This is a genomic window from Bradyrhizobium sp. AZCC 2230, from assembly GCF_036924495.1.
In the GTDB taxonomy this organism is placed as follows: Bacteria; Pseudomonadota; Alphaproteobacteria; order Rhizobiales; family Xanthobacteraceae; genus Bradyrhizobium; species Bradyrhizobium rifense.
Genome location: NZ_JAZHRS010000001.1, coordinates 9,416,571 through 9,441,906 on the forward strand (window position 1 = coordinate 9,416,571; position 25,336 = coordinate 9,441,906).

The 25,336-nt window shown below is 63.8% G+C and carries 21 protein-coding genes and 1 pseudogene; 13 read left to right on the top strand and 9 right to left on the bottom strand.

What is annotated here, in order from left to right:
• Positions 1-7 precede the first annotated feature (7 nt).
• Both V1280_RS44790 and V1280_RS44795 read right to left on the bottom strand, forming a co-directional pair.
• Positions 8-876, bottom strand: a pseudogene (locus V1280_RS44790) (aminotransferase class III-fold pyridoxal phosphate-dependent enzyme).
• A 19-nt stretch (positions 877-895) separates the two neighbouring features.
• Positions 896-1,819 carry a GntR family transcriptional regulator gene (locus V1280_RS44795; protein ID WP_334537526.1) on the bottom strand — a complete coding sequence of 308 codons (924 nt, stop codon included), beginning with the start codon at positions 1,817-1,819 and terminating at the stop codon, positions 896-898.
• Positions 1,820-1,885: 66 nt separating this feature from the next.
• Between V1280_RS44795 and V1280_RS44800 the strand changes: the two genes are divergently transcribed.
• Genes V1280_RS44800 through V1280_RS44820 form a run of 5 tightly spaced genes read left to right on the top strand, consistent with a single transcriptional unit; the run spans position 1,886 to position 7,981 of the window.
• Positions 1,886-3,046, top strand: a complete 1,161-nt coding sequence (locus V1280_RS44800; RefSeq protein WP_334537527.1) for a C45 family peptidase — start codon at positions 1,886-1,888, stop codon at positions 3,044-3,046.
• The gene (locus V1280_RS44805; RefSeq protein ID WP_334537529.1) at positions 3,046-4,611 is read left to right on the top strand and encodes an ABC transporter substrate-binding protein; all 1,566 of its coding nucleotides are present in this window, start codon (positions 3,046-3,048) and stop codon (positions 4,609-4,611) included. Before V1280_RS44800 ends, V1280_RS44805 begins: the two co-directional genes overlap by 1 nt.
• A gap of 12 nt (positions 4,612-4,623) precedes the next feature.
• Complete coding sequence (locus V1280_RS44810; RefSeq protein ID WP_334537531.1) at positions 4,624-5,568, top strand: ABC transporter permease; 945 nt, start codon at positions 4,624-4,626, stop codon at positions 5,566-5,568.
• Positions 5,565-6,377: an ABC transporter permease gene (locus V1280_RS44815; RefSeq protein ID WP_334537533.1), complete on the top strand. Its 813-nt coding sequence runs from the start codon at positions 5,565-5,567 to the stop codon at positions 6,375-6,377. Before V1280_RS44810 ends, V1280_RS44815 begins: the two co-directional genes overlap by 4 nt.
• The gene (locus V1280_RS44820) at positions 6,374-7,981 is read left to right on the top strand and encodes an ABC transporter ATP-binding protein (RefSeq protein WP_334537535.1); all 1,608 of its coding nucleotides are present in this window, start codon (positions 6,374-6,376) and stop codon (positions 7,979-7,981) included. Before V1280_RS44815 ends, V1280_RS44820 begins: the two co-directional genes overlap by 4 nt.
• A gap of 51 nt (positions 7,982-8,032) precedes the next feature.
• Here V1280_RS44820 and V1280_RS44825 read toward each other — a convergent pair whose 3' ends face one another.
• Positions 8,033-9,379, bottom strand: coding sequence for a glycosyltransferase (locus V1280_RS44825; RefSeq protein WP_334537537.1), 1,347 nt, complete (start codon positions 9,377-9,379; stop codon positions 8,033-8,035).
• Between the two features lie 278 nt (positions 9,380-9,657).
• Here V1280_RS44825 and V1280_RS44830 point away from each other — a divergent pair, with 278 nt between their 5' ends.
• The 7 genes from V1280_RS44830 to V1280_RS44860 all read left to right on the top strand — a co-directional run bounded on the left by V1280_RS44830 (position 9,658) and on the right by V1280_RS44860 (position 16,529).
• A complete protein-coding gene (locus tag V1280_RS44830) occupies positions 9,658-10,602 on the top strand; it encodes a c-type cytochrome (protein WP_334537538.1) in 945 nt (314 codons plus the stop codon).
• A gap of 388 nt (positions 10,603-10,990) precedes the next feature.
• Entirely contained in the window at positions 10,991-11,716 is a 726-nt protein-coding gene (locus V1280_RS44835; RefSeq protein ID WP_148773284.1) for a response regulator, read from the top strand.
• Positions 11,717-11,853: 137 nt separating this feature from the next.
• The gene (locus V1280_RS44840) at positions 11,854-12,390 is read left to right on the top strand and encodes a DUF1127 domain-containing protein (RefSeq protein ID WP_334537540.1); all 537 of its coding nucleotides are present in this window, start codon (positions 11,854-11,856) and stop codon (positions 12,388-12,390) included.
• Positions 12,391-12,660: 270 nt separating this feature from the next.
• Positions 12,661-13,623 carry a cytochrome-c peroxidase gene (locus V1280_RS44845; protein WP_334537542.1) on the top strand — a complete coding sequence of 321 codons (963 nt, stop codon included), beginning with the start codon at positions 12,661-12,663 and terminating at the stop codon, positions 13,621-13,623.
• Complete coding sequence (locus V1280_RS44850; RefSeq protein WP_334537543.1) at positions 13,620-13,946, top strand: hypothetical protein; 327 nt, start codon at positions 13,620-13,622, stop codon at positions 13,944-13,946. The genes V1280_RS44845 and V1280_RS44850 overlap by 4 nt, the downstream gene beginning before the upstream one ends.
• Positions 13,913-16,126 carry a two-component system VirA-like sensor kinase gene (locus tag V1280_RS44855; protein ID WP_334538598.1) on the top strand — a complete coding sequence of 738 codons (2,214 nt, stop codon included), beginning with the start codon at positions 13,913-13,915 and terminating at the stop codon, positions 16,124-16,126. The genes V1280_RS44850 and V1280_RS44855 overlap by 34 nt, the downstream gene beginning before the upstream one ends.
• Positions 16,127-16,271: 145 nt before the next feature.
• Complete coding sequence (locus tag V1280_RS44860) at positions 16,272-16,529, top strand: hypothetical protein (protein ID WP_334537544.1); 258 nt, start codon at positions 16,272-16,274, stop codon at positions 16,527-16,529.
• A 5-nt stretch (positions 16,530-16,534) separates the two neighbouring features.
• On the opposite strand, the gene V1280_RS44865 is transcribed toward V1280_RS44860, so the two are convergent.
• Complete coding sequence (locus V1280_RS44865) at positions 16,535-17,539, bottom strand: AraC family transcriptional regulator (RefSeq protein WP_334537545.1); 1,005 nt, start codon at positions 17,537-17,539, stop codon at positions 16,535-16,537.
• 300 nt (positions 17,540-17,839) lie between these two features.
• Between V1280_RS44865 and V1280_RS44870 the strand changes: the two genes are divergently transcribed.
• Positions 17,840-20,713: an ATP-binding protein gene (locus V1280_RS44870; protein ID WP_334537546.1), complete on the top strand. Its 2,874-nt coding sequence runs from the start codon at positions 17,840-17,842 to the stop codon at positions 20,711-20,713.
• Between the two features lie 12 nt (positions 20,714-20,725).
• Here the strand turns inward: V1280_RS44870 and V1280_RS44875 are convergent, their stop codons facing one another.
• The 5 genes from V1280_RS44875 to V1280_RS44895 form a co-directional block, all read right to left on the bottom strand.
• Positions 20,726-21,445 carry a hypothetical protein gene (locus V1280_RS44875; protein WP_334537548.1) on the bottom strand — a complete coding sequence of 240 codons (720 nt, stop codon included), beginning with the start codon at positions 21,443-21,445 and terminating at the stop codon, positions 20,726-20,728.
• 140 nt (positions 21,446-21,585) lie between these two features.
• Positions 21,586-22,536 (bottom strand): alpha/beta fold hydrolase, encoded by a 951-nt coding sequence (locus tag V1280_RS44880; protein WP_334537550.1) that lies wholly within the window; start codon positions 22,534-22,536, stop codon positions 21,586-21,588.
• A gap of 46 nt (positions 22,537-22,582) precedes the next feature.
• Positions 22,583-23,557 carry a heme-binding protein gene (locus V1280_RS44885; protein WP_334537552.1) on the bottom strand — a complete coding sequence of 325 codons (975 nt, stop codon included), beginning with the start codon at positions 23,555-23,557 and terminating at the stop codon, positions 22,583-22,585.
• A gap of 49 nt (positions 23,558-23,606) precedes the next feature.
• Positions 23,607-24,446 (bottom strand): enoyl-CoA hydratase/isomerase family protein, encoded by an 840-nt coding sequence (locus V1280_RS44890; RefSeq protein WP_334537554.1) that lies wholly within the window; start codon positions 24,444-24,446, stop codon positions 23,607-23,609.
• 150 nt (positions 24,447-24,596) lie between these two features.
• Entirely contained in the window at positions 24,597-25,295 is a 699-nt protein-coding gene (locus V1280_RS44895; RefSeq protein WP_334537556.1) for a type 1 glutamine amidotransferase domain-containing protein, read from the bottom strand.
• Positions 25,296-25,336: the final 41 nt, after the last annotated feature.

A 25,336-nucleotide genomic window follows, 5' to 3' on the forward strand; every position in this document is an offset into this window, starting at 1 on the left:
TAAAGAACTAGCCGATGCTGCCCAGCGCCCGGCGGATGGCGGCAAAGATGTCGCCGATCTGCTCCTCGGTGATGATCAGCGGCGGTGAGATCAACAGCGTGTCGCCGCTGCCACGGATCAGGATGCCATCCTCGTAGCAGCGGCCGGCGCATTCGGCGCCGCGTGCACCCGGTGCGCCCTCGCGTGGCTTCAGATCGATCGCGGCCAGCAATCCGAAGTTGCGGATATCGATGACGTGGGGCAGGTCGCGCAAGCCATGCGCATGGGTCTCCCACACCGGCGCGAGGCGGTGTGCGCGCTCGAACAGGCCGAGGTCCTGGTACACGTCGAGTGCGGCAAGGCCGGCCGCGCAGGCGAGCGGGTGGGCCGAATAAGTATATCCGTGGAACAGCTCGATGGTGTTCTCCGGCCCCTGCATCAGCGCGTCATAGACCTTGCCGCTGGCGATGACGCCGCCCATCGGCACCGCGGCGTTGGTCATGCCCTTGGCACAGGTGATGAGATCGGGCGTCACGCCGAACGCATTGGCGCCGAAGGCTGCGCCCAGGCGGCCGAACCCGGTGATCACCTCGTCGAAGATCAGCAAAATGCCGTGCTGGTCGCAGATCTGGCGCAGCCGTTCGAGATAACCGACGGGTGGCGGCAGCACGTCGCCTCGGCGATCCGTCGCTGTCCGTGTCCCGCATTCACGCACCACAGCCCCGCCACGCCGTCGAGAATGCGCCGGCCGTCGTCAGTGACGTAATGCATGCCTTCGGCGCCGACGAAGATGCGCGGCTTCGCCTTGAATTGCCGGTTCGGCGTCATTGGCAGCCAGAACGGCTCCATGGCCTCGCGGGTGAGGGGGCTGTTGGAAGCGAAGGCATTTGCAAGCATGGGGCTTCTTGCTTGTTGTTCAGTCGGTGGTCGCATTGGGCCAGCGGTGCCTCAATTTCGCAGCGCTTTCGAGATGCCTGCGCAACAGCGCGGCCGCGGCCTCGTGCTGGCCGGCTTCGAGTTGATCGAGAATGGCAAGGTGCTCGCGGCTGTTCACAAGCACGCGCTCGTGGCCAAACGTCCAATCGTAGTTGCCGAAGCGCCGTAGCCGATTCTGCTGCTGAATGGCCACCAGCAGATAGCGGTTGCCTGATGCCGCCGCGAGGCCTTCATGAAAGGCTGCATTGATCTCGTAGAGCGGGATGGTCGCAGCTTCATTCCAGGGCATCGTCAGCGCTTCCTCATGACGGCGGCGCATGTCAGCGGTCCAGGCGGGATCGAGCCGGAAGCCGGGCTCGAGCAGGCCGGCCGGCTCGATCATGAGGCGGTATCGGTAACTCTCGTGGCGCGCGTGTTCATCCGTGAATATCGGATGGAAGCGCCAGCCGTGCCCTGGCTTGCGCTGGACGGCGGCCACTTCCGCAAGCTTGGTGAGGACGCGCTGCACGACTGGCCGGGTTGCAGCGTAGCGCTGCATCAGGTCGTGCTCGGAGACTTCATCCGGTAGCCGGCCGGCCCGGCGATCGCTCGCGATTGCGAGGAATAGCCGGTCGGTGTTGTCGGGGGCAGGCCAGCGGAGCGGCTTGTGGGAGGCGGCCACTGCATCAGTCACAAAATAGCCGCCGTGTTTCCCGGATCGCACCAGCCTGCTGGTCGCAAGCAGTTTCAACGCCGCGCGCACCGGCGTGCGCGAAACCTGCAGGCGCTCGGCGAGCGCGACCTCGGCGAGCCGGGTGCCGGGCGCAAGTCCCTCGCTCCGGATCACCTCCATGATGCCGGCCGACAATTCGCGCTGGAGACGGCTTGGGCCCGCCTTTGCCCGGCTGGAAGATTTTTGTTTCATGTCATCACAAAATACAGTACGCTTCCTTCAAAAGCAAAAGGAACTTCAAAAGGAACCTGGCGTCCCATGGTCGAACCCTTTCCCCTGATCGAGATCTCCGGTCCGCCGCGCGAGCGTGGACGCCAATACGGGCAGAAGGCGGTGGCCCGCATCAAGAAGGGGACCACGCACTATTTCGCGCAGTTGAAGGAGCTCTCGCTCGACGCGAAGGGCGTGGCCGAGCTGGTGCGGGATTATCTCCCCGTCATCGAAGCCTTTGAGCCGAGCTATATCGAGGAGATGCGCGGCATCGCCGAGGGCGCCGATGTCCCGTTCGAGGATATCGTCCTGCTCAACGCCCGCACCGAGATCATCAAGCTTGCGAACCCGGCGATCCGCGCACGGCTGAAGACGCCGGAAGATCCGGATGGATGCACCGGCGTCGTCGTGATGCCGCAGGCGACCGCCAGTGGTCGCCTGATTCATGCCCAGAACTGGGACTGGAAGCGCGAATGCGCCGAGACGGCGGTGGTGTTGAAGGTCCTGCGCGACGACGGCCCGGATCTCATGACCTTCACCGAGGCCGGCGCACTCGGCCGCTGCGGCTTCAATGCCGTCGGCATTGCGATCACCGCTAACTATCTCCAAAGTGACCGCGACTACCGCCAGGCCGGCGTGCCGCTGGCGCTGATCCGTCGCAAGGTTCTGGAGAACGAGCACCTCGCGCTCGCGATGCGCGCGGTCTATAGCACCAGGAAATCCGCGGCGAACAACATGATCGTCAGCCACCGCGAAGGCGTTGCGATCGACTTCGAGTGCGCACCTGACGAGACGTTCCAGGTTCATCCGCAGAACGGCCTCCTGGCCCACGCCAATCATTTCGTGAGCCCGGTCGCGCTCGGCAAATTGAAGGACACCGGCATCGCCGAGACGCCAGACAGTCTCTACCGCGACATCCGCGTTCGCGATCTGCTCCAGCCCCATATCGGCCGCATCACCTTCGATACCGTGAAGAATGCCCTGTTCGACGAGTTCGCCTATCCCTGGTCGGTCTGCCGCCCGCCGCGGCGCAATCTCAGCAACAATCTCAGTGCCACCGTGGCGATGATTCTGATGGAGCCAGCGAGTGGTCTGATGCAGGCAGCACCTCTGCCGTCGCTTAATCGCGAGTTCACCGAGTACCGGCTCGATATCGACGAGACCGGGCGAGCGGCGTTCGAGCGGTCAGCTGCGGCGGGGGCAGCGTGATGCGCCGGCGGCGGCCGTCGCCGGCATGGGCGGTCGGTCTGGCCGCATTGGCCCTGTGGGCCATGCTGGGGAGAGCCGGCGCCGAGACATTGTTGAGGGCGCGGCTCAACGCCGACATCCGCTCCACCGATCCCGGCACCAACCGCGATGCGAACACGGACGCCGTGGTCGCGCACATCGTGGAAGGGCTGGTCGCCTTCCGCGACGATACCTCGATCGGCCCGATGCTGGCCGACAGCTGGGCCCTTTCGAACGAGGGCAAGACCTACACGTTCCGCCTGCGGCAAGGCGTCAAGTTCCACAATGGCGCGACCATGACTGCGGATGACGTGGTCTGGTCGCTGAAACGCTGGCTCGACCCGGCGACGCAATGGCGCTGCCTGTCCGAATTCAGCGCGACCGGCATCGCGCGGATCGAGAAGGTCGAGGCGCCCGATCCGCAAACCGTCGCCATCACGCTCGATCAGCCGACGGCGTTGTTCCTCCCGACCATAGCGCGGCCCGATTGCGGCCAGACCGCAGTCATTCATCGCGATTCCGTCGGACCTGACGGCAAGTGGATCGCGCCGATCGGCACCGGCCCGTTCAAGCTCGCCGAGTGGAAGCGAGGGCAGTATGTCGATATCGTCCGCTTCGACGGCTACGTCTCGCGCAGCGAGCTACGCACCGGCTATACCGGCGCTAAGGACGTCAAGGTTGATCGCGTGCGTTTCAACGTGATCCCGGACAGTTCGGCCGCGAAGGCAGGGCTGCTCAGCGGCTCGCTCGACGTCGTCATGAGCCTGTCGATCCCCGATCTCGAGGATCTCAAGTCACGTCCTGAGGTGCAGCTCAGCATCACCCCGTCACTGAGCCTGACCGGCATCCTGTTCCAGACCAAAGATCCGCTGCTCAAGGATGTGCGGATCCGCCGCGCCATCGCGCTGTCGATCGACACCGCGCAGATCGTCGATGCCGTGATGCTGGGCACGGCCCGCCCCAACAATTCAGCACTGCCGCTCGGCAGCCCCTTCTACGGCGAGGTGCAGTCGCACGGCTACGAGCAGAACATCGCGGAAGCCAAGAAGCTGCTGGTGGAGGCCGGCTATCGCGGCCAGCCGATCAAGATGATCACCAACAAGCGCTACAGTTTTGTGTTCGACGCCTCCGTACTGGTGCAGGCGATGGCGCAAGGCGTCGGGATGAATATCGAGCTCGAAGTGATGGACTGGGCGGCGCAGCTCGACCGCTACAATCGCGGTGACTACCAGTCGATGGCCTTCGTCTATTCGGCGCGGCTCGATCCCTCCCTCAGCTTCGAGATGCTGACCGGCCCGAAGGCGTCGCAGCCGCGCAAGGTCTGGGACAATCCGGAGGGGCAGGAGATGCTGCGCCAGTCGATGATGATCGACGACACCGCGAAGCGGCAGGCGCTGTTCGACGAGATGCACAAGCGCTTCATCGCCGATGTGCCGATGATCGTGCTGTTCAATGGCTCCGAGCTGACGGCGCTGCGCAAGAGTATCAAGGGCTATGCCGGCTGGCTCTATCCGGAGCCGCGGTTCTGGGGCGTCACGGTCGAGTAGCAAGGGCGCGGCATGCTGGGTTATCTCGCAAGACGGCTGCTCATGACGATCCCGACCTTGCTGCTGGTCGCGATCGGGGTGTTTGCGCTGGTCCGGCTCATTCCCGGCGACCCCGTGCAGGTGATGCTTGGTGACGCCGCCGATCCCGCGCAGGCGGCGCAGCTGCGCGCCCAGCTCGGGCTCGATCAGCCGATGCCGGTTCAGTTCATGCACTGGATCGCCAAACTTGCGACCGGCGATTTCGGGCACTCCATCACCAACAATCTTGCGGTGTTGCCGCTCATTCTCGAGCGTTTCCAGGTCAGCGCCGTCATCGTGCTGGTGGCGGTTGCGGCAGCGGCCTGCATCGCGGTCCCGGCCGGGCTCGTCGCGGCCTGGAAGCAGAACAGCCTGCTTGATCTCTCCGTCGTCGGCGGCGCCACGCTGCTGTTGTCGATCCCGAGCTTCTGGCTCGGCCTGTTGCTGCTGCTCCTGTTCGGGCTCAAGCTGAAATGGCTGCCGGTGATCGGTTATGTCCCGTTCACCGAAAACTTTTGGCAGGCCGCAGCCTTCATCGTGTTGCCGATCGCAACGCTGACCATGGTCGAGATCGGCGTGCTCACACGCATGGCACGCGCTGCGTCCATCGAGGTGCTGCGGCTCGAATATGTCACGCATGCGCGCGCCAAGGGCGTGCCGGAATGGCGGGTGCTGGCTCACCACGTGCTGCCCAATGCCTTTGCCCCGACCTGGACGCTGATCGGCCTCGTACTCGGCCATCTCCTCGGCGGTATCGCTGTGATCGAGACCGTGTTCACGCTGCCCGGCCTCGGCCGGCTGCTGGTCGATTCCATCTTCGCGCGCGACTATCCGGTGGTGCAGGGCTGCCTGCTGTTCACCGCCGTCATCTATGTTGTCGTGAACCTTATTGTCGACCTCTGCTATCCCTTGTTCGATCCGCGGGTGACGGTGGCATGAGGGTGCGCGCCAACACCGCGATCGGCAGCGTCTTGATAGCATTCCTGCTCGGCGCCGCCATCACCGGAGCCTTCTGGACGCCGTTCGACCCGTTGCGCATCAATCTGCGCGCGCGGCTGCAGGCGCCGTCTTCACTCCACTGGTTCGGCACGGATGAATTCGGCCGCGACGTGCTGAGCCGCGTCATGGTCGGTGCCGGCGCCAGCGTGGTGATTGCCGTGCTCACGGTACTGCTGGCCGTTACGATCGGCGTGATGGTCGGCTGCACGGCTGGTTATATCAGGGGCTGGGTCGACCGGATCATCATGGCCGTGACCGACGCACTGCTCGCGTTTCCCGGCATCCTGCTGGCGCTCGCCGTGATGATCGTGGTCGGCGCCAACAAGACCGGCCTGATCCTCGCGCTGGGTCTCGCCTACATCCCGTCGGTGGTCCGCGTGGTGCGCGGCACCGTGCTCTCGATCCGCGAAAAGGAATATGTCGAGGCCTCGCGCGTCATCGGCAATTCGGAAGTTTATTCGATGATCCGCCATGTGATGCCGAACGCGATCGCGCCGGTCGCGGTGCTCGCGACCAGCATGTTCGGCTGGGTGCTGCTGGCCGAGAGCGCGCTGAGCTTCTTAGGGCTTGGCGTGCCGCCGCCGGCACCGACCTGGGGCAACATGCTGGCGGCGAGCCGTCCGTTCATGGAGACGGCGGCCTGGCTCTCGATCGCACCGGGCCTGTGCATCGCGCTGACGCTGCTCGGCATCAATCTGCTCGGCGATTCCTTGCGCGATCGCCTCGACCCCAGGATGGCGCAGGGATGACGCTGCTGTCAGTCGAGAATTTGCGCATCGAGGTGTCCGCCAACAAGGCTGTCATTGTGGACGACGTCTCCTTCGCCGTCGAACGCGGTGAGTTCCTGGCCGTCGTTGGCGAATCCGGCAGCGGAAAGACTGCGGCGGCCCGTGCCGTGCTCGGCCTGTTGCCGTCGGGTCTTCGCAAGGCCGGCGGCCGGATCGTGCTCGATGGCATCGATCTCGCGAACGTCTCTGCGCGTCAGATGCGCGCGCTGCGTGGACCGACTGTCGGCATGGTGTTCCAGGAGCCGATGGTCTCGCTCAACCCGGCCATCAGCGTCGGCGCGCAAATGGCGGAGGGGCTCGGCCTGCACGAACGGCTGGGAAAGCGCGAGATCCGCAGCCGCTGCCTCGACATGCTCGCGCGCGTACAGATCCGCGATCCCGAGCGGACTTTTGACGCCTATCCGCATGAATTCTCCGGCGGCATGCGCCAGCGTATCATGCTGGCGTCGGTGATGCTGCTGAAGCCGAAGCTTCTGATCGCGGACGAACCAACGACGGCGCTGGATACCCTGACCCAGCGCGAGGTGCTCGATCTCATGGTTGGGCTTGCCCGCGGTCACGGCACGTCGGTGCTGCTGATCACCCACAATCTCGGCCTGGTGTCGCGCTATGCGCAGCGCGCGCTGGTGCTGCGCCAGGGCAAGATGGTCGAGACCGGCACGACGCGACAAATCCTGTTCTCGCCGCAAGAGGCCTACACCCGGCGTCTGGTGGAAGCCCTGCCGCGTCGCGGCGCCACGACCAAAGCACAGCAAATCGGCGAGCCTCTTGTCAGCGTGCGAGACCTCAAGGTCGGCTTCGTCGGGCGGCAGCGGCTGTTCCGGCGAGATGCCGGTGTCTCGGCCGTCAACGGCGTTGACCTCGACATCGCAGCCGGCGAAACGGTCGCCGTGGTCGGCGGCAGCGGCTCCGGCAAGACCACGCTGGGTCGGGCGATGCTGCGTCTCATTCCGACGTCAGGCGGCGCGATCAGGTTCCGGGGCAGGGAGGTGACGGCAACCATCGACCGTGAGTTTCGCCTCGCTTCGCAGCTCGTGTTCCAGGATCCCTATTCCTCGCTCGATCCGCGCATGCGCGTCGGCGAGATCGTCGCCGAGCCGCTTCGCCACGTGCCGCAATTGACGGCCGGCGAACGCGACCGGCGTGTCGCAGCGATGCTGGAGGAGGTCGGGCTTGACGGTCTCGGCAAGCGCTGGCCCCACGATTTGTCGGGTGGGCAGCGGCAGCGGATCGCGATCGCACGCGCCATCGTGCGCGAGCCGGCCTTTGTCGTCGCGGACGAACCGGTCTCGGCACTCGACATGACCATCCAGGGGCAGGTGCTGAAACTGTTCGAGCGGCTTCAGCTCCAATATGGATTTGCCTGCCTGTTCATCAGCCACGATCTCGCGGCCGTCGAGCAGGTGGCTGACAGGGTCGTGGTGATGCAAGGCGGCCGGATTGTCGAGCAAGGCTCGCGCGACGATATCTTCGACCGTCCGCAGCACGACTACACCAAGGCGCTGCTCGCGGCCGCGCCCGTGCTGGACTTTGACGGCGCGGCAACGGCGCGCGCCTCGGGTTGAGTGGGGGGCGGAGGGGAGCCGCGCTCCCCTCCCGTGTTGGACCAGGCGAATTTACCGGGCGACGCGGCGGCCGCGGCCGGATTCGAGCGTGCCGGCACGCCGAGATGCTTTGCGATCGTCCACGAGACGGCTGATGATCCGGAGAACCTCAGCTCGCGTGTCGATGTCCGCGAATTCGTCGGCCATTCGCGAGGCACGCATGCGGTAGGCGGGGCGGTCGAGCACTGTGCGCACGGCATCGCGGATCGCTTCAGGCGTCGGCTCGTTGGTCGCGAGATCGATGCCGACGCCGGACCATGCCACGCGCGCGTTGACGTCGGCCTTGTCCTCGGTCGTGCCCGCCGTGACCAGCGGAATTCCAAAGCTCATGGCCTGGTTGACACTGCCATATCCGCCGTTGGTAACCAGCACATCGACGCGAGGCAGCAGCCATTCGAACGGCAGGTAGGTGGCAAGCCGTGCGTTTGACGGGACGGCTGCGGGGATCGCTTCGACCGGGCGACCGCCGGTCGTCGCCACGACCAGCACGTCAGGCTCGTCGGCAAGCGCGGTGAGTGTCGGCGCGATCAGCAATCCCAAATTGTGATTGGCCACAGTGCCCTGCGTCACCAGCACGACCTTGCGCGACCCATCGAGCTCTTGCGCCCACGGCGGCAGGGGCGCCTGACGCGGAATGATCGGCGGCGTTCCGACGAAATGCACATTGGGCGGAAACGGCCGCGGAAATTCGAAGCTGGGCACCGACAACTGCATATAGGCGTCGGCGAACTCGATGACTGAATGGAACATCGGCTTTGACACAGGTCCGACGCCGAAGCTCTTCAGCACCCTGTTCAAATTGCGCAGGACTGGCTGATCGACGTTCGCGTCATATTCTCCGGCGAGAACAGCATATTGCTGGCGCTGCTCCTCTGTGGTCGCAGGCTGCAGCCCGAGAAAGTTCGGTGCTCCGTCATCGCGTTCCCAGTGAAGAAACGACGTTCCGCACAGCACGATCGGAGGCCGCATCTCGTTCGGTCCGAGTAGCATCGGCAGGATACCGAACAGCATGTCGTCGCCGACGATGATGTCGGCCTGAAAATGCTCCAGCGCCGCGTACAGGCCCTGGTTCTGCGCCGGGATTGGGTCGACGAAGATGCGCTCGCACGCGATGCGCCGCCAGTCGGGCCCCGGAGGAAGGCTCTTCAGTTCGGGGACCACCGAGAGAATATCCCGCAGGTCGAAATCCGCGGCTGCCGGAAGCGGGAAGAACTGCGCGCCGCTGGCTTCGATACGGGCACGAAAAGCGGTCCCCGTCAGAAAGGCAATCTCGTGGTTCTCTGCGACGAGAATGCGCGCGATGGCGAGCAGCGGATTGAGATGGCCCGTCGCAGGTGTCGAAGCGATGAGAATTTTCATGGGATAGGTTCCTCTGATTGTCGAGCATCGGCCGTGGGCAGTCGATGAGCAGAGGGAGAGTGGTGGGATCGCCATTACGGCAGAACTTCCGCACTGCGCCAAATTGGTTACGGTGGCAACGCATCATGGCGTTGTGGCGGCGGCGGACATCGGGGCGACGATCAGCGCGGGCCCGCGTCCTGTTACAACAGTAACTCACACCGCCGACGCTGAAACAACGCTGTAGTCTCGCCCTCATAGTTACGAAAATCGCTCCTTTCGAGTGCGTGAGGACGAACATGCCGAATATTATCAGTCTTATTTTACTGGTGGCTCTTGCGGCATTCATGGTCTGGATCGGCTGGCGTGCCCTGCGGGTCCGGTCGCGCGTCTTGAGATGGAGCGGTGTGGGGCTCGCAGCCGTATTGACGATCCTGGTGTCGTCGGTCAGCGCGCTGACCGCGACGGGCCTCGTCAAGCAGCACGTGCGCTCCGCGCCTCTCCCGAGCGTCAAGGTCGAACTCACGCCCGAGCGAGTCGCGCGCGGCAAGGCCGTGACCGACAGCTTTTGCAGCGGATGCCACAAGGCGGAGTTGACCGGTGGTGGCAATCTTGCCGAGGATCTTCCGATCAATATCGGCTCGTTCGTGGCCGGCAATCTCACGCCCGCCGGGCCGCTGAAGCGGTGGTCGGATGGGGAGATTTTTCGCGCGATTCGCAACGGCGTTGATGCGAGCGGAGGCTGGCTCACGATCATGTCCTTCACCAACGCGAGCCGGCTCAGCGACGACGACACCTTTGCGGTGATCGCTTATCTTCGCAGTCTTCCGGCCGCGGGCGCGCCCACGCCTGATCGGCTCGATCGATTTAACCTCGTCGGCCTGGCGATGCTGGGGGCCGGGATGTTGCCGGATGCGAAGCCGGTGACCGCCGCGCGTATTGCCGCCCCGCCAAGGGGACCGACGGCCAAATACGGTGAATACCTCCTGTCCTATCAGGATTGCCGCGAGTGCCACGGCAAGGATCTCAGTGGTGGTGTACCTGGCCAGTTGCCGCCGCTCGGTCCAGATCTCGGTATCGTCGCGCAGTGGACCTGCGACGAATTCATCGCCACCATGCGCTCCGGCGTCGATCCGAATGGGCATCAGATCGGGGAGAAGATGCCGTGGCGTCCGATCGGACGGATGGACAGCGACGAGCTCGCTGCCATGTATCAATATCTGACGCAGTCACGGCACCCGTGATATGTCGCGCAGCATCCACAAGCACGTGAAATGACGTCGACTCATGATCAGGCACCTCGGCAGCTGCGCTGCCTGATTTAGAATCGTTCTGAGCTGACTGAACAACGCCGGCTCCGCAGGCCCGTCGAGACGATGTTCGCGTGGGTAGCAAATCCCCCAGATCACAATTCATCACGTATCGGAGATTTTGCCGAGTCTGACGGCAAAATGACCTATTCGGTAGGCATGACAGGCAACATCTATATTTGTCGTTCGCACATAAGAAGGAAGGTCTTCGGCACATGACAACGGATTTCAACCGGGTGCCGCTGGCTTTAGAGGAACTCATTTTCGTATCAGCCAAAGCCGGCACGACCAGGTCGGATAAGGCAAGTTTGAGAGATCAAATATGTTGGCAGACGTCGGCCATGTCATCGTTGTCGATGACGATCCCACCTTGCGGCAAATGGTAATCAAATATCTGGAAGAGCATAATGTACCGGGGAGAGCTGCATCCAACCGCGCCGAATTGCATCGCCATCTCGAGGGAGCGCAACCCTGCCTGATTATTCTCGACCTTCGCCTCGGTCAGGAGGACGGGCTGGACCTGCTGCGGGAGATACGTTCGCACTCCGACGTGCCCGTGATCATCACGACCGGGCACCGTCCCGACGAGATCGACCGCATCGTCGGCCTTGAGCTTGGTGCCGACGATTACATCATCAAACCGTTTAGCCTGCGGGAGCTGCTGGCGCGTGTCCGCGCGGTGCTGCGGCGTCAGGAGATAGGACGGGCTGCGCGCGCCAGGGATCCCGAGCGCGGCGGCTATCGGTTCAGCGGCTGGAAGCTCGAGCGCCGCGGCCGCAAGCTGGTCGACGCCAGCAACGCGCCGGTTCCCCTGAGCAAGGGCGAATATGCCCTTCTGCTGGCCTTCCTAGAGGCGCCCGAACGCCCGCTCAGCCGCGAGCATCTGCTCCAGGCAACGCGCATTCACGAAGATATCTTCGATCGCAGCATCGACGTCCAGGTCTTGCGCCTGCGCCGCAAGCTGGAGAACGACCCGAGCGCGCCGCGCATCATACAGACCGAGCGTGGCGTGGGCTACGTCTTCACCGTCCCGGTCGAGCCGTTCTAGGCCGGCTCATTCCGTGATGGTGAAAGCGTGGCGGTGGCCGGCTGCAATCGTAACCGTTTTCCCCGTAACAGTGATGCCGGCGTAACAGCCGAACGTCAGGGTATCTCCTGCAAACATTGCGCTGGAGAACGCGTCGCATGTTGAAACAGAACTTGCCCCCAAACGAGGTCCGCGTGGTGCGGCCTCTCGAGATGAAAGCCGGCCGCATCGCGGATATTTCAGATCACCGTAGCAGCGGTCGGCGGGACCGTGCGGTGCGACTTGGCACAGTGGTGGATGCACCAAGACCGCCAGAGCCGTCAGCGGAAGCAGATAGTCCAACCAGTTGGTCGTCGGCGATCTTGCTATTCTTGATGGAGGGATTTGCACTCTATGGCGCGGCGCTCCATCCCAACGCGGCGTTTCCTGTTGAGCTGATGCGACGCACTGCATCTGCGCGTTTGCCGCGTCCGGCCAGCGGCTCGTGGGCTGATTTGCACAATCGACGCGGCTGGAGCTGGTGGACGTCGCTGGGCGAAATGAGTGCGGTGCTCTGGAAGCATTGGCGTCGGGAGCGGGAGATCGATCGCGCCGTCGCGGCCTTGTCCCAATATGACGATCGTACCTTGCGCGATCTTGGCATCAACGGCCGGGCGGACATCGAGCGGGTGGTGAGGTATTGCCGTGATTGCTGACACTGTCTTCCTCGCAGTTGCCGGACTTTGCTTCTATCGCGCGACCGCCCGCTCCATCATCTCGCGTAGCCTCAGGAGCGGCCTGATCTGCCTGATGCGGCTTAGCTGGCTCTAAGGGGTGATCGATGCAGCGGCGAGAGGCTGCCGTATCGATCAATAAGACTTGAAGGGTGACGGCCCAATCCGTCGTGGCCCCGCATTGCCGAAGCGTAATGCGAAACTTAAGTGCAAGGCTTGTCCGGAATCGCCCATACCAGGATCTTCCGTGAGTTGAAGCGTTGGCGCTCTGTCGTGGCGATCGGCGCACTGCTCGTGATCTGTCTGCACCCGTCTCAGGCGCCGTCTCTCGCCCCGTTCCAGTTGCCGCCGCAGTCAGCAGCGGCGCGCAGTGCGGAAGAGCCCATCACGCCCATGCCGCCGGCTCCCGAGATCGATCCTCTCAAGGTCGAACTCGGTGAGCGCCTGTTCAACGACGCGCGGCTGTCGGTCGACAATTCGCGGAGCTGTTCGTCGTGCCACGACGTCCGTACGAACGGCGCAAGCATGAAGCGGCACGATTTCGGCCGGGATGGCGCTGAGTTGCCGCTGAACACGACCACCGTCTTCAACTCGACGCTCAATTTTCGCTTCGGCTGGGAGGGAAAATTTCGCTCCGTGGAGGCCGATGTCTCGGCGTCGCTGGTCAATCCGCAGATCATGGGGAGCAGTCTCGCCGGTATCGCCGCTAAGCTTGGTCTTGATCCCAGTATGCGGATGGCCTTCATCGCCGCCTATGGCCATCGACCGGATCCGGGCAATATCGTCGACGCTATTGCAAGCTTTCAGCGGACCCTGGTCACGCCGGGCAGCCGGTTTGATCGCTGGCTTGCCGGAGACAGGTCTGCGCTGTCGGACAAGGAGCTGGACGGATACAAGTTGTTCAAGTCCCTGGGATGCGCATCATGCCATCAGGGCGTGAATGTCGGCGGCAATCTGTTTCAGCGTCACGGTATCTTTCATCCGCTGGCTTCGCGATATCCGGAGATCCTGCGGGTGCCGAGCCTGCGCAATGTCGCGACGACTGCTCCCTATTTTCATGATGGCAGCGCGCCCACGCTCGACGATGCAGTCCGCAAAATGGGCTTCGCGCAATTGAACGCGACATTGACCGATCAGCAGGTGGAGGCGCTGGTCGCCTATCTCAACAGCCTGACCGGACAATATCGCGGCGTGGCTGTCGGAGGTGGACCATGAAAGTCGCTCCTGGTGTGGTCGGCGTATCCTTTCTGCTGGCGCTGTTGACCTGGCTTCTCTTCAACGGCCTCAACCTGAATTCGGACCGCTATGACCGCCAGACGCAGGCTCTCGCAGATTTTACCCGGTTCGAACGCGGCATGAGCCGCGAGGTCCTGACGGCGCGCGCCGGTCTGTCGCGGAACTATGACGCCCTCGTGCGGATGGTCGATGCCTATGATGCTGCGGTGGTCCGGTTGCGCGAAGCCGCGCGGGCTCGGACAGAGAGGAGAATGCGGCGATTGACGTCCTGGCCGATCGCGCCCTCCGGCAAGAGGAATTGATCGAGCAGTTCAAGAGCCAGAATGCTCTGCTGCAGAATTCCTTTGCCTATTTTGGCATGTTCAGCGCCCGTCTTTCCGCGTCGAATGACAAGTCTCTGGTCGCGGGCGTCTCCGCGCTTGCGGCTGCCATGCTGCAGCTGACGATTAATGCGTCGAGTGCCGGCGCCGACGAGGTTCAGGCAGAGCTCGACAGGCTGGTACATCTGCAGGCCTCGCCGGACGAGGCGGCGTCAATACGCGCCGTCATTGCGCACGGCCAGCTGCTGCATGATCTGCTTCCGGCCGTGGATGGCATTCTGAAAGCGGTGGTCGCCGAAGCCAGCAACCGCGAACAGGATGCTGTTCATGCCCTGATCGTCAAGCGCCAGCTCGGCGCGCGGGCGGCGGCGCGCAAGAATCGTCTTTTGCAGTATCTCACATCGCTGCTGTTACTCGGCGGTTTGGTGTATTTCGGCTTGTTGCTACGCGCGCGGGCCAGGGCGCTGCGACGGCGTGCGGCCTTCGAGCATGTGATCGCAAACATCTCGATGCGCTTCATCTATTCGCACGGCGATGAGCTCAGGGACCATGTCGAGCACGCGCTGGAGGAGCTGGCGGGCTGCATCGGTGCGGACAGAGCTTATTTCGCCTGGCGGTCAGCGACCAACGGAAATGTCTACCGGTGGTCCCGCGACGGCGTACGCCTCGACGAAGGCTGGCCGGAGCGGGCGTTGGGTCTGGCTCAGCGGTTTGACGGCGGCGAAGACGTGATCATCTATATTCCCAGAGTGAGACCGTCGCATCCCCATGATCTGATGAATCTCCTCGAAGAAGCCGGTATTCGCGGCTGGCTTTGCATCAAGACCCTGTCCGGAGAACAACAGGGGGCCATTCTCGGCTTCGAAGCGGTGCAGGCCTCAGCGCTGAGCCAATGGGCCGAGTTTGCTCTCTTTCGCATGGCCTTCGACGCCATTCGCAATGCGGTGCGGCGCGTGAAGCTGGAGCAGGAGAAGCAGCGGCTCGAGGCGAGCCTGCAACAGGCGCGGCGGATGGAAACGATCGGCACGTTCGCAAGCGGCATCGCGCACAATTTCAACAACATCGTCGGCGCGATCCTCGGCTATGTCGAGATGGCCGACAGCTGGATCAAGCCGGGAAGTCGGCCTGCGGCGAGCCTTGCAGAAATCCGCAGGGCCGGCGAGCGGGCACGCGAGCTGGTGGGGCAGATCCTGACCTTCGGCCGGCGCAGCCGGGGCCGGCAGGAACGCATAAGCGTCGAGGTGCTGGTTGCGGAGACTGCGGCTCTTCTCGCCGCATCCTTGCCATCGCACGTCAAGCTCACGATCAGCCAGGGCGTTGAGACCGCGACCGTATCGGGTGAGCCGGAACAGTTGCAGCAGGTCATTCTCAATCTCTGCAACAATGCGGCGCAGGCATTGGAGGAGCCGGGCTTCGTCGACCTGCGCATTGCCGAGCGCGAAGTCATCCATCCGCTGCGGATCGGACGGACCGATCTGGGATCAGGCCGTTTCGTCGTCATCTCAGTCTCCGACCCCGGGCCCGGGATGGACGACGCCACGCTGGAGCGAATCTTCGAGCCGTTTTTCACGACGCGTACCGATGGCACCGGTCTTGGGTTGGCAACGGTTCGCGAGATCGTCGAACAGCATGGCGGCGCAGTCGCCGTGCAGAGCACGCCGGGTGAGGGGACCCGCTTCGACGTATGGCTGCCGTCCGATGGTTCGCGCGATCCGGTATCGGTGCAGCAGGCACCGTCTCTCGCGTTTCGCGGCGCAGGCGAGACAATCCTGGTGCTCGAAACCGATCGCAGGCGCCTGTTGCGCCACGAGGAGATCCTGGCGGCACTCGGCTACGAGCCGGTCGGTTTCACGGGGCTTCCTGAGGCTGAAGCGGCCTGCCGGTCCGCCCGTGCGCGCTTCGACGCGGTGCTGGTATGTCACTTGCCGGGTGGTTCTGCGCTCGAACTCGCGGCAGCGCTGCACAGGGCGGCGCCGGGCCTGCCGATCATCCTCGCAAGCCCGTCGACGCACGATCTTGCGGCGCACCTTCTGGCTGCGTCTGGAATCACCGGGATGGTTCATCATCCACTGATGTCGTCCGAGCTCGCCATGACACTCGCGCGATGTCTGGCCACGACGCCGACGGCCAAGGGATTGCGGCAGATCGCGTCCGCTCGCTAACGCGATTTGCCGGCTCGCGATCGTGCCGTTTCACTGGTAACGCGATCTCGCATGCACGAAGTCACCGTGTAGCGCGCAGATTCTATCGATTGCACCCGGTTGTTCATCTGAGAACAACCGATCGTGACAGCGATAGGAGAAGGAAATGTCGAAACGACTTGGTTTGACCATGATGGCTGCCTCGCTTCTGTTGGGCTCCGCGCCCGTCTTCGCTGGCAGCGCCGACATGACGAGCGAAACCCATCGCTTCGCGTTCAGCTTACCGGGCCAGGCTCCCATCGGTCACCGCCAGCCGCGCCTGAGCGACACGACTGGAGGACTTCAATTGTCGCCGTCGGATCTGGAGCTGCGACGACTCGACGCGGAGATCGATCGCAAGCTGATCATCTGCCGCGGCTGTTGAACGCCTCACAGCGCATTTGCGTAGGGTCCATTGACGGCCCAATCCGTGTCTGGCGAAAGCCGGCGTCGCGGAAAGCTTTCAAGCTCTGGCCGTTCGTTCCTGGCGGCGGCGCGCCATCGCGCCGGCGTCTGGCTGCTGATGCGCTTGAATACGGTCGAGAAATGCGCCTGGGTGCTGAACCCGATGGCAAGTGCGATCTCGGCCAGCGGCCGCTGCGTCGTCGTCAGTAGCGACTTTGCGTGCTCGATCCGATGATTGAGCAGGTATTCGCGGGGACGGTATCCGGTCGCTGCACGGAACTGTGCGGCGAAATGCATCCGCGAGAGGCCTGCAACATTGGCGAGCTCGGACAGGCTGATGCTGCGTTCGAAATGAGCGGCGACATGTTGCTCGACACGCCGCAGGCGCCATTTCGGCAGCGCATTGACTTTGGCACGCGGCAATTCGGGCCGGGCCAGATGCATCGCAAGGATCTGGCCAATGCAGTGGACAAATCGATGGCCAGCGGCGTCGCCTTGCTCGGAGAGTGCCTTGGCAAGGCCCGCGGCGAGCGGATCGCGCAACAGAACGAGGTCGTCGAGCCCCTCGGCCGCGCCCTGCGCCCATCGCGTCGGGAAATGCTCCGCAGAGATGTGGACGTGAAGGAAAGCGCAAGGCGCCTGGAATTGGGCACTCAGCTGTTTCGACGGCGCGCTGACATACAGAGTACCTGACGGCATGGTGCCGTCGAAGATGACCCGGCGCTCTCTGGTCAGGATGACGCGCGTTGTCTTCAACGCAATGCCGACGAAATATCGGTCGGGCGGCGACGTCGCTGCGTGCCACGAGGCCTCCCGCGCGTCGTCCCATCGCGAGATCGTGATGTCATCCAGCGCGGCCTGCGAGCTGCGGACGATCTGACGCCACCTGGCTTCTCGCGGGATCGCCTGCGCCGCGTGCGGAGCTTCGTGATCTCTCGGGCCGGCCGGAAGATCGATCCGGGCGTTGGTCTCCTGCAATTCGGTCAGCATCGCTTGTTCCTTCTGAGCTTCGCGGTCGTGCGTTATGACCGGTGAACTCGCATCCTCGGTATGCTGACAGGATAGGCGTGAGCAGGCTTGGAAGCCCGTTAGGGGTGATTAGGATGTGTTAGATTATGTGGGCGCGGACGGGGTGCGGCGGCGGGTCGCGGGAGACTGGATTTTTGTCAATATTTCAAAGGTTTGGATCAAACGGAGGCGGCGTTGTTGCGCCGGCTATTGTTGCGTTCCGTTCCGTGAAGCAGACGTTGCTCATGGTCGCGTCCGTCGAGTCTCGCCTGTGAGTCCCAAGTGACCGAGCTCCCGTTAGAAAATGCCTCTCGTGGCAAAGGCTCCGCGAGCCTCGATCTCGATGCGGTCTCGTTTGGGCCATTCTCCCTCCGGTCGCGCCTGCTCGAGCGGGACGGTGTGCCGGTGAAGCTGGGCAGCCGCGCGATGGATATCTTGCGCTTGTTGATAAGCCGCGCCGGCGAGGTCGTGCCGAAGAACGAAATCCTCGCTTTCGCGTGGTCAGGTCTGGCCGTCGAGGAAATCAGCCTGCGGGTCCATGTCGCTGAGCTCCGGAAGGTTCTGGGCGACGGCAAGGACGGTGCCCGCTACATCACGAACGTCCCGAGCCGGGGTTATTGCTTCGTCGCGACGGTAGAGCGTGGCGAGCGCCTGCCGGCGTCGAAGTCCGCGCTGCAGGCGGCCGGAAGCGTGGCGTCGCCTTTGGCCTTGCCGCATCGCCTGGACCGGATGGTCGGGCGTGAGGACGTGCTGTCGGAGCTGGCTGCGCGCCTGCTCAGCGAGCGCTTCGTCACGCTCAGAGGTCCTGGTGGTATCGGCAAGTCCACCGTCGCGATCGCTCTTGCGCACGAAATGTGGGAGACGTTCGAGGACGGCGTCCATTTTCTCGACCTCGGTCCCCTGAGGGATGCGGCGCTCATCGTCAGCACGCTCGCCGCTGCGCTGGGTCTCGTCGTTCATCATTCCGATCCGACCGGCAGTGTCGTCAGTTTTCTGCGCAGCCGCCGCCTGCTTCTGGTCCTCGACAGTTGCGAGCATGTAATCGACGAGGTCGCACGCCTCGCAGAGACCATTCACCGCGAGGCGCCGGGCGTCAGCCTTCTCGCGACCAGCCGCGAGTCGCTGTTGGTGGAAGGCGAGCAGATTTTCGAGCTTGTTCCGCTGCCGGGCCCGCCGCAGGGTGCCGGTCTCAGCGCAAACGAGATGGTGAATTATCCGGCGGCCCGCCTGTTTATGGAACGCGCCGTGGCGGCCGGTCACAGGTCCGACGTTACCGATGAGGATGCGGAGATCCTTGCGGAGATCTGCGGCAAGCTGGACGGCATTGCTCTTGCGATCGAACTCGCCGCCGCGCGTGTTGGTGTGTACGGGTTGCGGGAGTTGGCCGCGCTTCTCGACAGCCGGTTGAAGCTCGAATGGCGCGGCCGGCGCACGGCGCCGCCGCGACAACAGACCCTGGGCGCCACGCTTGACTGGAGCTTTGGCCTGATCGGGGAGGCAGAGCGGATCGTGCTTCAGCGCCTCGCCGTCTTCGCGGGATCTTTCACGCTCCAGGACGCGATGGCGATCGCGGCCGCTGAGAACGAGGCGGTCGAACGTGTCGTTGATGCGCTGGAGCAGCTGGTGGCCAAGTCGCTGGTTTCGAGAAGGCCGGAGGGCGCTTCGCGCCGCTATCGATTGCTTGACGCCACGCGCGCCTATGCGCTTCAAAAACTGGTCGAGGCCGGCGAGGCGCAAGCGGTCGCGCGCCGGCATGCCGGATACGTTCAGCGCTCGCTCGAAGTCGGCATGACCGAGGCGGCCGGCAGCGATCAGGCCTTGCGTTCGCAGAGCCGGGCGAGCCTGCTCGCCGATGCCCGTGCCGCGCTGGAATGGAGCTATGCCAACGATTTTGGCGCCGATCTACGCGTGCCGCTCGCGGGGAGCTGCGCCCGGCTATTCGTCGAGCTCAATCTGCTCAACGAGGCGCGCCTCTGGTCCCAACGCGCGCTTGCGATGCTTGACGACACCAACCGTGGCAGCCGGTGGGAGCTCGAACTCCAGTCGACGCTCGGCCACGCCTTTATGTTCACGGAACGCAACAGCGAGCAGGCTGAGAGCGCGCTGAAGCATGGGCTGGAGATCGCAAACGCGCTGGGCGACCATGCCAACACCTTCAGGCTGCTGTCGCGGCTGAACATGTTTTATCGCCGGACCGGCGACTACCAGCATCTGATCCCGATCGCGCTGGAGGCCGAGCGGGTCGCCCGCCTGATCGGCGATACCGCGGGAATCGCCGGGAGCAAGGCTCTCGTTGGGGTGTCCTATCATCTCGTCGGCAACCAAACTGAGGCGCAGGCCCATTTGGATGAAGGCGTGCGCGACGACGCGGCGCTGCGCGAGGCGCAGCCTGGTCATTTTGCCTACTCGCGCACGCCGCAGATTCCATTGGCGCGGGTCCTGTGGTTGCGTGGCTTACCCGACCGTGCGGTCGAATGCGTCCGCCCGCTCATCGGCGCTGCTGCGCCACGTGACGTCGTGATGCATTGTATTGCGCTGTGCTGGTCGGCCTCGGTATTTGGCTGGGTCGGCGACTGGGGCACCGTCGAGGCGTTGACCGAGCGACTTGCGACGCATGCCGGCTTGCATGGGCTCGCGCCCTATGAAGCCGTCGCGACTGGCTTTCGGGCCCAGGCCATGATCGCCCGCGGCGAGGTCAGGGGCGGGATCGACTTGCTGCGGAGCGCGTTGCCGCGCCTGCATGTGGATCGTTACGAGCTCTACGCGTCTACGTTCATCGCCGAGCTGTCACAGGGGCTGGCTGCACTCGGGCAATTGACGGAAGGACGCGCTTTCCTGCACGAGGCCATCGCGCGCGTCGGGCCCGAAGGCGCGGCCTTCGACATGCCGGAGCTGCTGCGCCTGCGCGGCGAGCTCGAGGGGCGCGGCGACGAACTCGATGCCGCCGAAGCAAGCTTCGCCGCGTCGATTGCGATGGCCGAACGACAAGGGGCGTTATCCTGGCGATTGCGGAGCGAGATGTCGTTGGCGCGGCTGCGGCGTCGCCAAAATGTTCGAAATCCGCTCGACGATCTTGCCAAAACGCTCGCTCGCTTCTCTGAGGGATTTGAGACCGCCGATCTGAGGGCGGCACGGGCGTTGCTGGATGAAAGCTGAAAGGGCGGCGTCTCAGTCGAACCGAAAATCCGAGAGATCGATCGACACCATCAGTGCATCGTGCATCGGCATCAGATCGTCGTCGCGAAGATAGATTCGCCGTCGCGTCGGAGTCGTGATCCCGCCGATCGTGACTGGATCGGACACATATTGCGTGGTGGGGAAATTTCCGGCCACCTCGACGCGATAGTCATGTCGCCGGATCAGCATGTCAGGACCGAAGTAGAAATCCTGCTCGCTGCTGTGGCTCGCAACCACCGCCGGAAAGCTCGCGCGCAGTCCGCGCCAGATCTCGGTGCCTTCATGCCAGGGTGGAATCTCCTGCACCTCGAATCCATCCGAGGCGAGCAGGAAGGGTGTGGTCAGATAGGTCCAGAGCGCGTAGCCGTTGAAATAGGCCCGATGCAGCAGATCCCAATGCGTCCGCATGTCGTGCCGCGCGAACGACGTGCGCGGGTTCTTCCGCTCTGCGACAATACGTCCATCCGCGGCGACGATGGCGATGCGTTCGGGGCTGAACTCGGTGCGCTGGCCGGGCTTCCCGAACGGCTCGACCGATGCCCACTGGCGATGAAGATCGATCCGCATGGTGCGCGGATCCTGATCCTGATCGAGACCCTTCAGCGCCCAGAGATCGCCCCCCGTCACGATTGTGGCGGTGAGGCGCCTGTGCGCGTTCCATTGGCGCAGGCCGCCATGGGCTTCGATTGCATTTGCCAGCAGCGGAATCATCCGGGCCCTTCCCTCTCGCATGAGGTGATGTCACCCCATAGCGATAGGCCCGAACGCGGGCGGTCGCCCGTTAAGCGTTGTTAAGTGCCGTTGAGCTGCCGGCGGGGCGCATCCCGAGCGGGACCGTTGGGCTCGTGGTCCTAGTGCCCGTCCAGCCGCGCCAGAAAGTCGCGGACGATCGATGCGATCTCGTCGGTTGCCTCATCCAGCGCGAAATGGCCGGCTTCGAGGATATGGACCTCGGCATCGGGCACGTCGTCGCGATAGGCGGTGGCGCCAGCAACGGTGAAGGACGGATCGTATTTCCCCCAGACCACCAGCGTCGGCGGCTTGGTCTTGCGCAACCAGTCCTGCCACTTCGGATATGAGGCGACGTTGGTACGGTAATCCAGGAACAGCGTGGTCTGGATTTCGGCCTGTCCGGGACGGGTCAGGAACGCATATTCGTCGGTCCAAGTGTCGGGGTCGTAGCGTTCCGGGCGCGGGCTTGTGCCGAGGTGTCGCTGCCGCGTCGCCTCCAAAGAGGTGAAATTGGTCTTGAGCGCCTCGAGCTCGTGCGCCGGATCGGCCCAGTATTTCCGCCGCGCAGCCCAGAGCGGGCTGAGGCCTTGCTCGTGCGAGACGGCGTTCTGGATGATGATGGCGCGGACCCGTTCGGGATGGGACAGCGCCATCCGGAAGCCGACAGGACCGCCGTAGTCCTGCATGAACAGCACGTAGTCGGTCAGGCCAAGCTTGCTCGTCAGTTCGCCGATCACGCCGGCGATGTTGTCGAACGTGTAGTTGAATTCAGACGGCGGCGGTGCGCTGCTGTTGCCGAACCCGGGATAGTCGGGCGCGATGAGATGGTATTTGTCCGCAAGCAGCGGCAGCAATGGCTCCCACATCCGCGAGGAGGATGGAAAGCCGTGAAGCAGTAGCACGGTTGGAGCGTCAGCCGGCCCGGCCTCGCGATAGAAGATCTTGAGGCCTTGGACCTCGACCGTGTGATAGCTGATCAAGCGTCGGCTGGACCGCAGGTCTTGGGCAGGGGCGGGCAGCGTCATGCTGATCATAGCGACCGAGAGAGTAAGCAAGGTTGGCATGTTCATGGCGCTGCGCCTTCCGTATTTCGAGAGATTGGGCGGGGGAGCTGTGTTATCCAGCCGCCACCATGATGGACTTGAGGCCGAGGTCGCTTGTTCCCTCACGGCTGTGCTGGGTAGCTTCCGCGTGACGGACGACGTCCGTCAGCTCCGGCGTAAAGCTCTCGTCGCCGTCCTCAATGTGACCGGTCAATCGCGCCGTGATCTCCTGGAGCACCCAGCTATTGCCGTCGGGGTCGCTGAACGACGCATAGGAGGCATAGCTCTTGCGCTGGGGGTTGGGTCCTGCAGCAAGGATGCCCGATCCCGCGTGGTGGAAGATGCCGCCAGCATCGTGGAAGGCATCGCTGACGGCGATGCTGCGCCGATCGAGCTCGCTGCGCGCCGCCATGATATCGGAAACGATCAGGTGGAGTCCCTGAACCGAGCCCGGCAACGCCGTCGTCACGTTCTTGCCGAAGATGATCGAGCATCCCGAGCCGGGCGGCGTGAACTGGATCACGCGGTAATCGTCGCCCGAATAGTCGATGTCGAGCCTCCAGCCCAGGTCGCCATAGAAGCGCTTGGCGCGGTCAGCGTCCGCGACGGGCAGGACGATGACCTCGATGTTCATCTTGACGATGTCCGAGGCTGCCGGCTCGCGGAGCCCGGCTTCGAGAATTGCGACGTCCTGATCGACGGTACCGCCGCTGATGCCGACGCCTGCGACCAGTTGGCCATCGATTTTCAGCGGTGCGCCGCCGCCCATGGAGCAAAACCGTCCGCCGGCGAGGCCCATCATCGGGAACAGCTCCTGTCCGGGCTGCACGAGTGGCGAAAGGTCTGCCGTGCGAAGTCCGACCAGCGCAGACGTGTACGCCTTGCGCTCCGACAGTTCGAGCGAAAACGTCGGCGCGCCATTCATCCGATGCTTGAGAATGATGTTGCCATGAATGTCGATGACACAAACGGCCGCCGGAACCTTGGCTTGAGCGGCCTGTGCCTCGATGCGTTCGGCGATTGCCTTGGTGTATGCGAGCAAGTCCATGATCTGTCCTTCCAATTGTTCTGATGAACGAGGAATAGTCGGTGTGTGGTCAGCCGAGGCGCGTCAGATAGGACCCGATGTGATCCTCAGCGTCGCCGGGACGGTGGAAGCCCTGTTCGAAGAAGGCCTTGATCCTGTCCTGGGCAGCAGGTCGCGTGACCGAGGTCATGCAGGCTTCCCAGCCGGCCGCGATCTCGACGTCCGCAGGCAGGCTTGCGGCGTTGACGAGCCGCTTGGTGTTCGCGATCGCCCATTTGTCAAAGGACGCGATGCGGTTCGCCAGCTTGTCGACGAAGCCATCGAGTTCGGCATCGGGCAGCGACCTGTTCACATAGCCATAGGCGGCTGCGAGATCGGCATCGATGTCATCCGAGCTCAGGAGCACTTCGAGTGCTCGCTGCCGGCCCATCTGGCCCGGCAATCGTGCCATCGGGCCACCGCCGGCAACCAGGCCGACGCCGACCTCCCATTGCGACAAGCGGGCCTTCTCGCGGCTTGCAAAGCTCATGTCGCAGGCAAGCGCAATCTCGCTTCCGTTTCCGGTCGCGCGGCCGCGGATCAGGGCGATCGACACGACCGGCATGCGGGTGATGCGGACGAGGATGTCCGGCCAGGCTTCCAGGCCCGTCGGCCCTTGCGGCATATCGGTGAGGTCCTTGAAATTGGCGAAGAAGTCGCTGTGGTTCAGAAAGAAGCCTTCGACCGCGCTGTCGAAGACGATGACTTTGACGTCCTTGTCGGCCTCGACAGCCGTGACGATGTCGCGCATCTCGCGAACAAGTTGCGGGCCCATCACATTGAGCGGCGGATTGTCGAAGGTGATCCGCCAATAGGCCGCCGAGCGGCGGGTGACTCGAATCTGCGTTGTTGTCTTCGTCGTCGTGTCCATGGGAGCCTCCAGCTCTGGGGCCGTCGTGGCGGCCGGGTTCATCGTCACGCGTCTGATCGCTCTCCGAGCGCCGATCGGCGACGGAGTTGCGCTAGCTTCTATTTTGACGGGGTGGAGAGGTGCTCGTCACACCTCTCCTGGAGCGTGTGCTTACGCGGCCGACTTGGCCTGCTGGGCCAGTGCGGCCAGCAGTGCCTTCGCGGCAGGACCGGACGAGTGCGGGTTCTGGCCGGTGATCAGGAGGCCGTCCTTGACGACGTGGACGCCCCAATTGGCGGTCTTCGAGAAGACGGCACCGAGCTTCAGCATCTCGTCCTCGACGAGGAAAGGCACGACCTTGGTGAGGCCCACGTCTTCCTCTTCGCCATTGGTGAAGCCCGTCACTTCCTTGCCTTCGACCAGCGGCTTGCCGTTCGGCGCCTTGACGTGGCGCAGTGCGCCGGTCGAGTGGCAGACCACCGCGATTGTCTTGCCCGCGGCGATGAAGGACTCGATCAGCCTAGCCGAATCCTTGTCCTCGGCGAGGTCCCACATCGGGCCGTGGCCACCGGGATAGAACACGGTGTCGAAGTCTTCCTGCCTGACGCTGTCGAGGCGAACGGTCTTGTCGAGCTGAGCTTCGGCCGCCGCATCCGCCTCGAAGCGGAGCGTGAGGTCGGTGCGGGATTCGGGCTCGTTGCTCTTGGGATCGAGCGGCGGACGGCCGCCCTTCGGAGAGGCGAGAGTGATCTCGGCTCCAGAATCCTTGAAGACGAAATAGGGTGCTGCGAGCTCTTCGAGCCAGAAGCCGGTCTTGCGTCCGGTGTTGCCCAACTGGTCGTGCGAGGTGATGACCATCAATACTTTCATAGCTGACTCCCGTGATTGCGTTCGCTGGATGAGGCCACTCC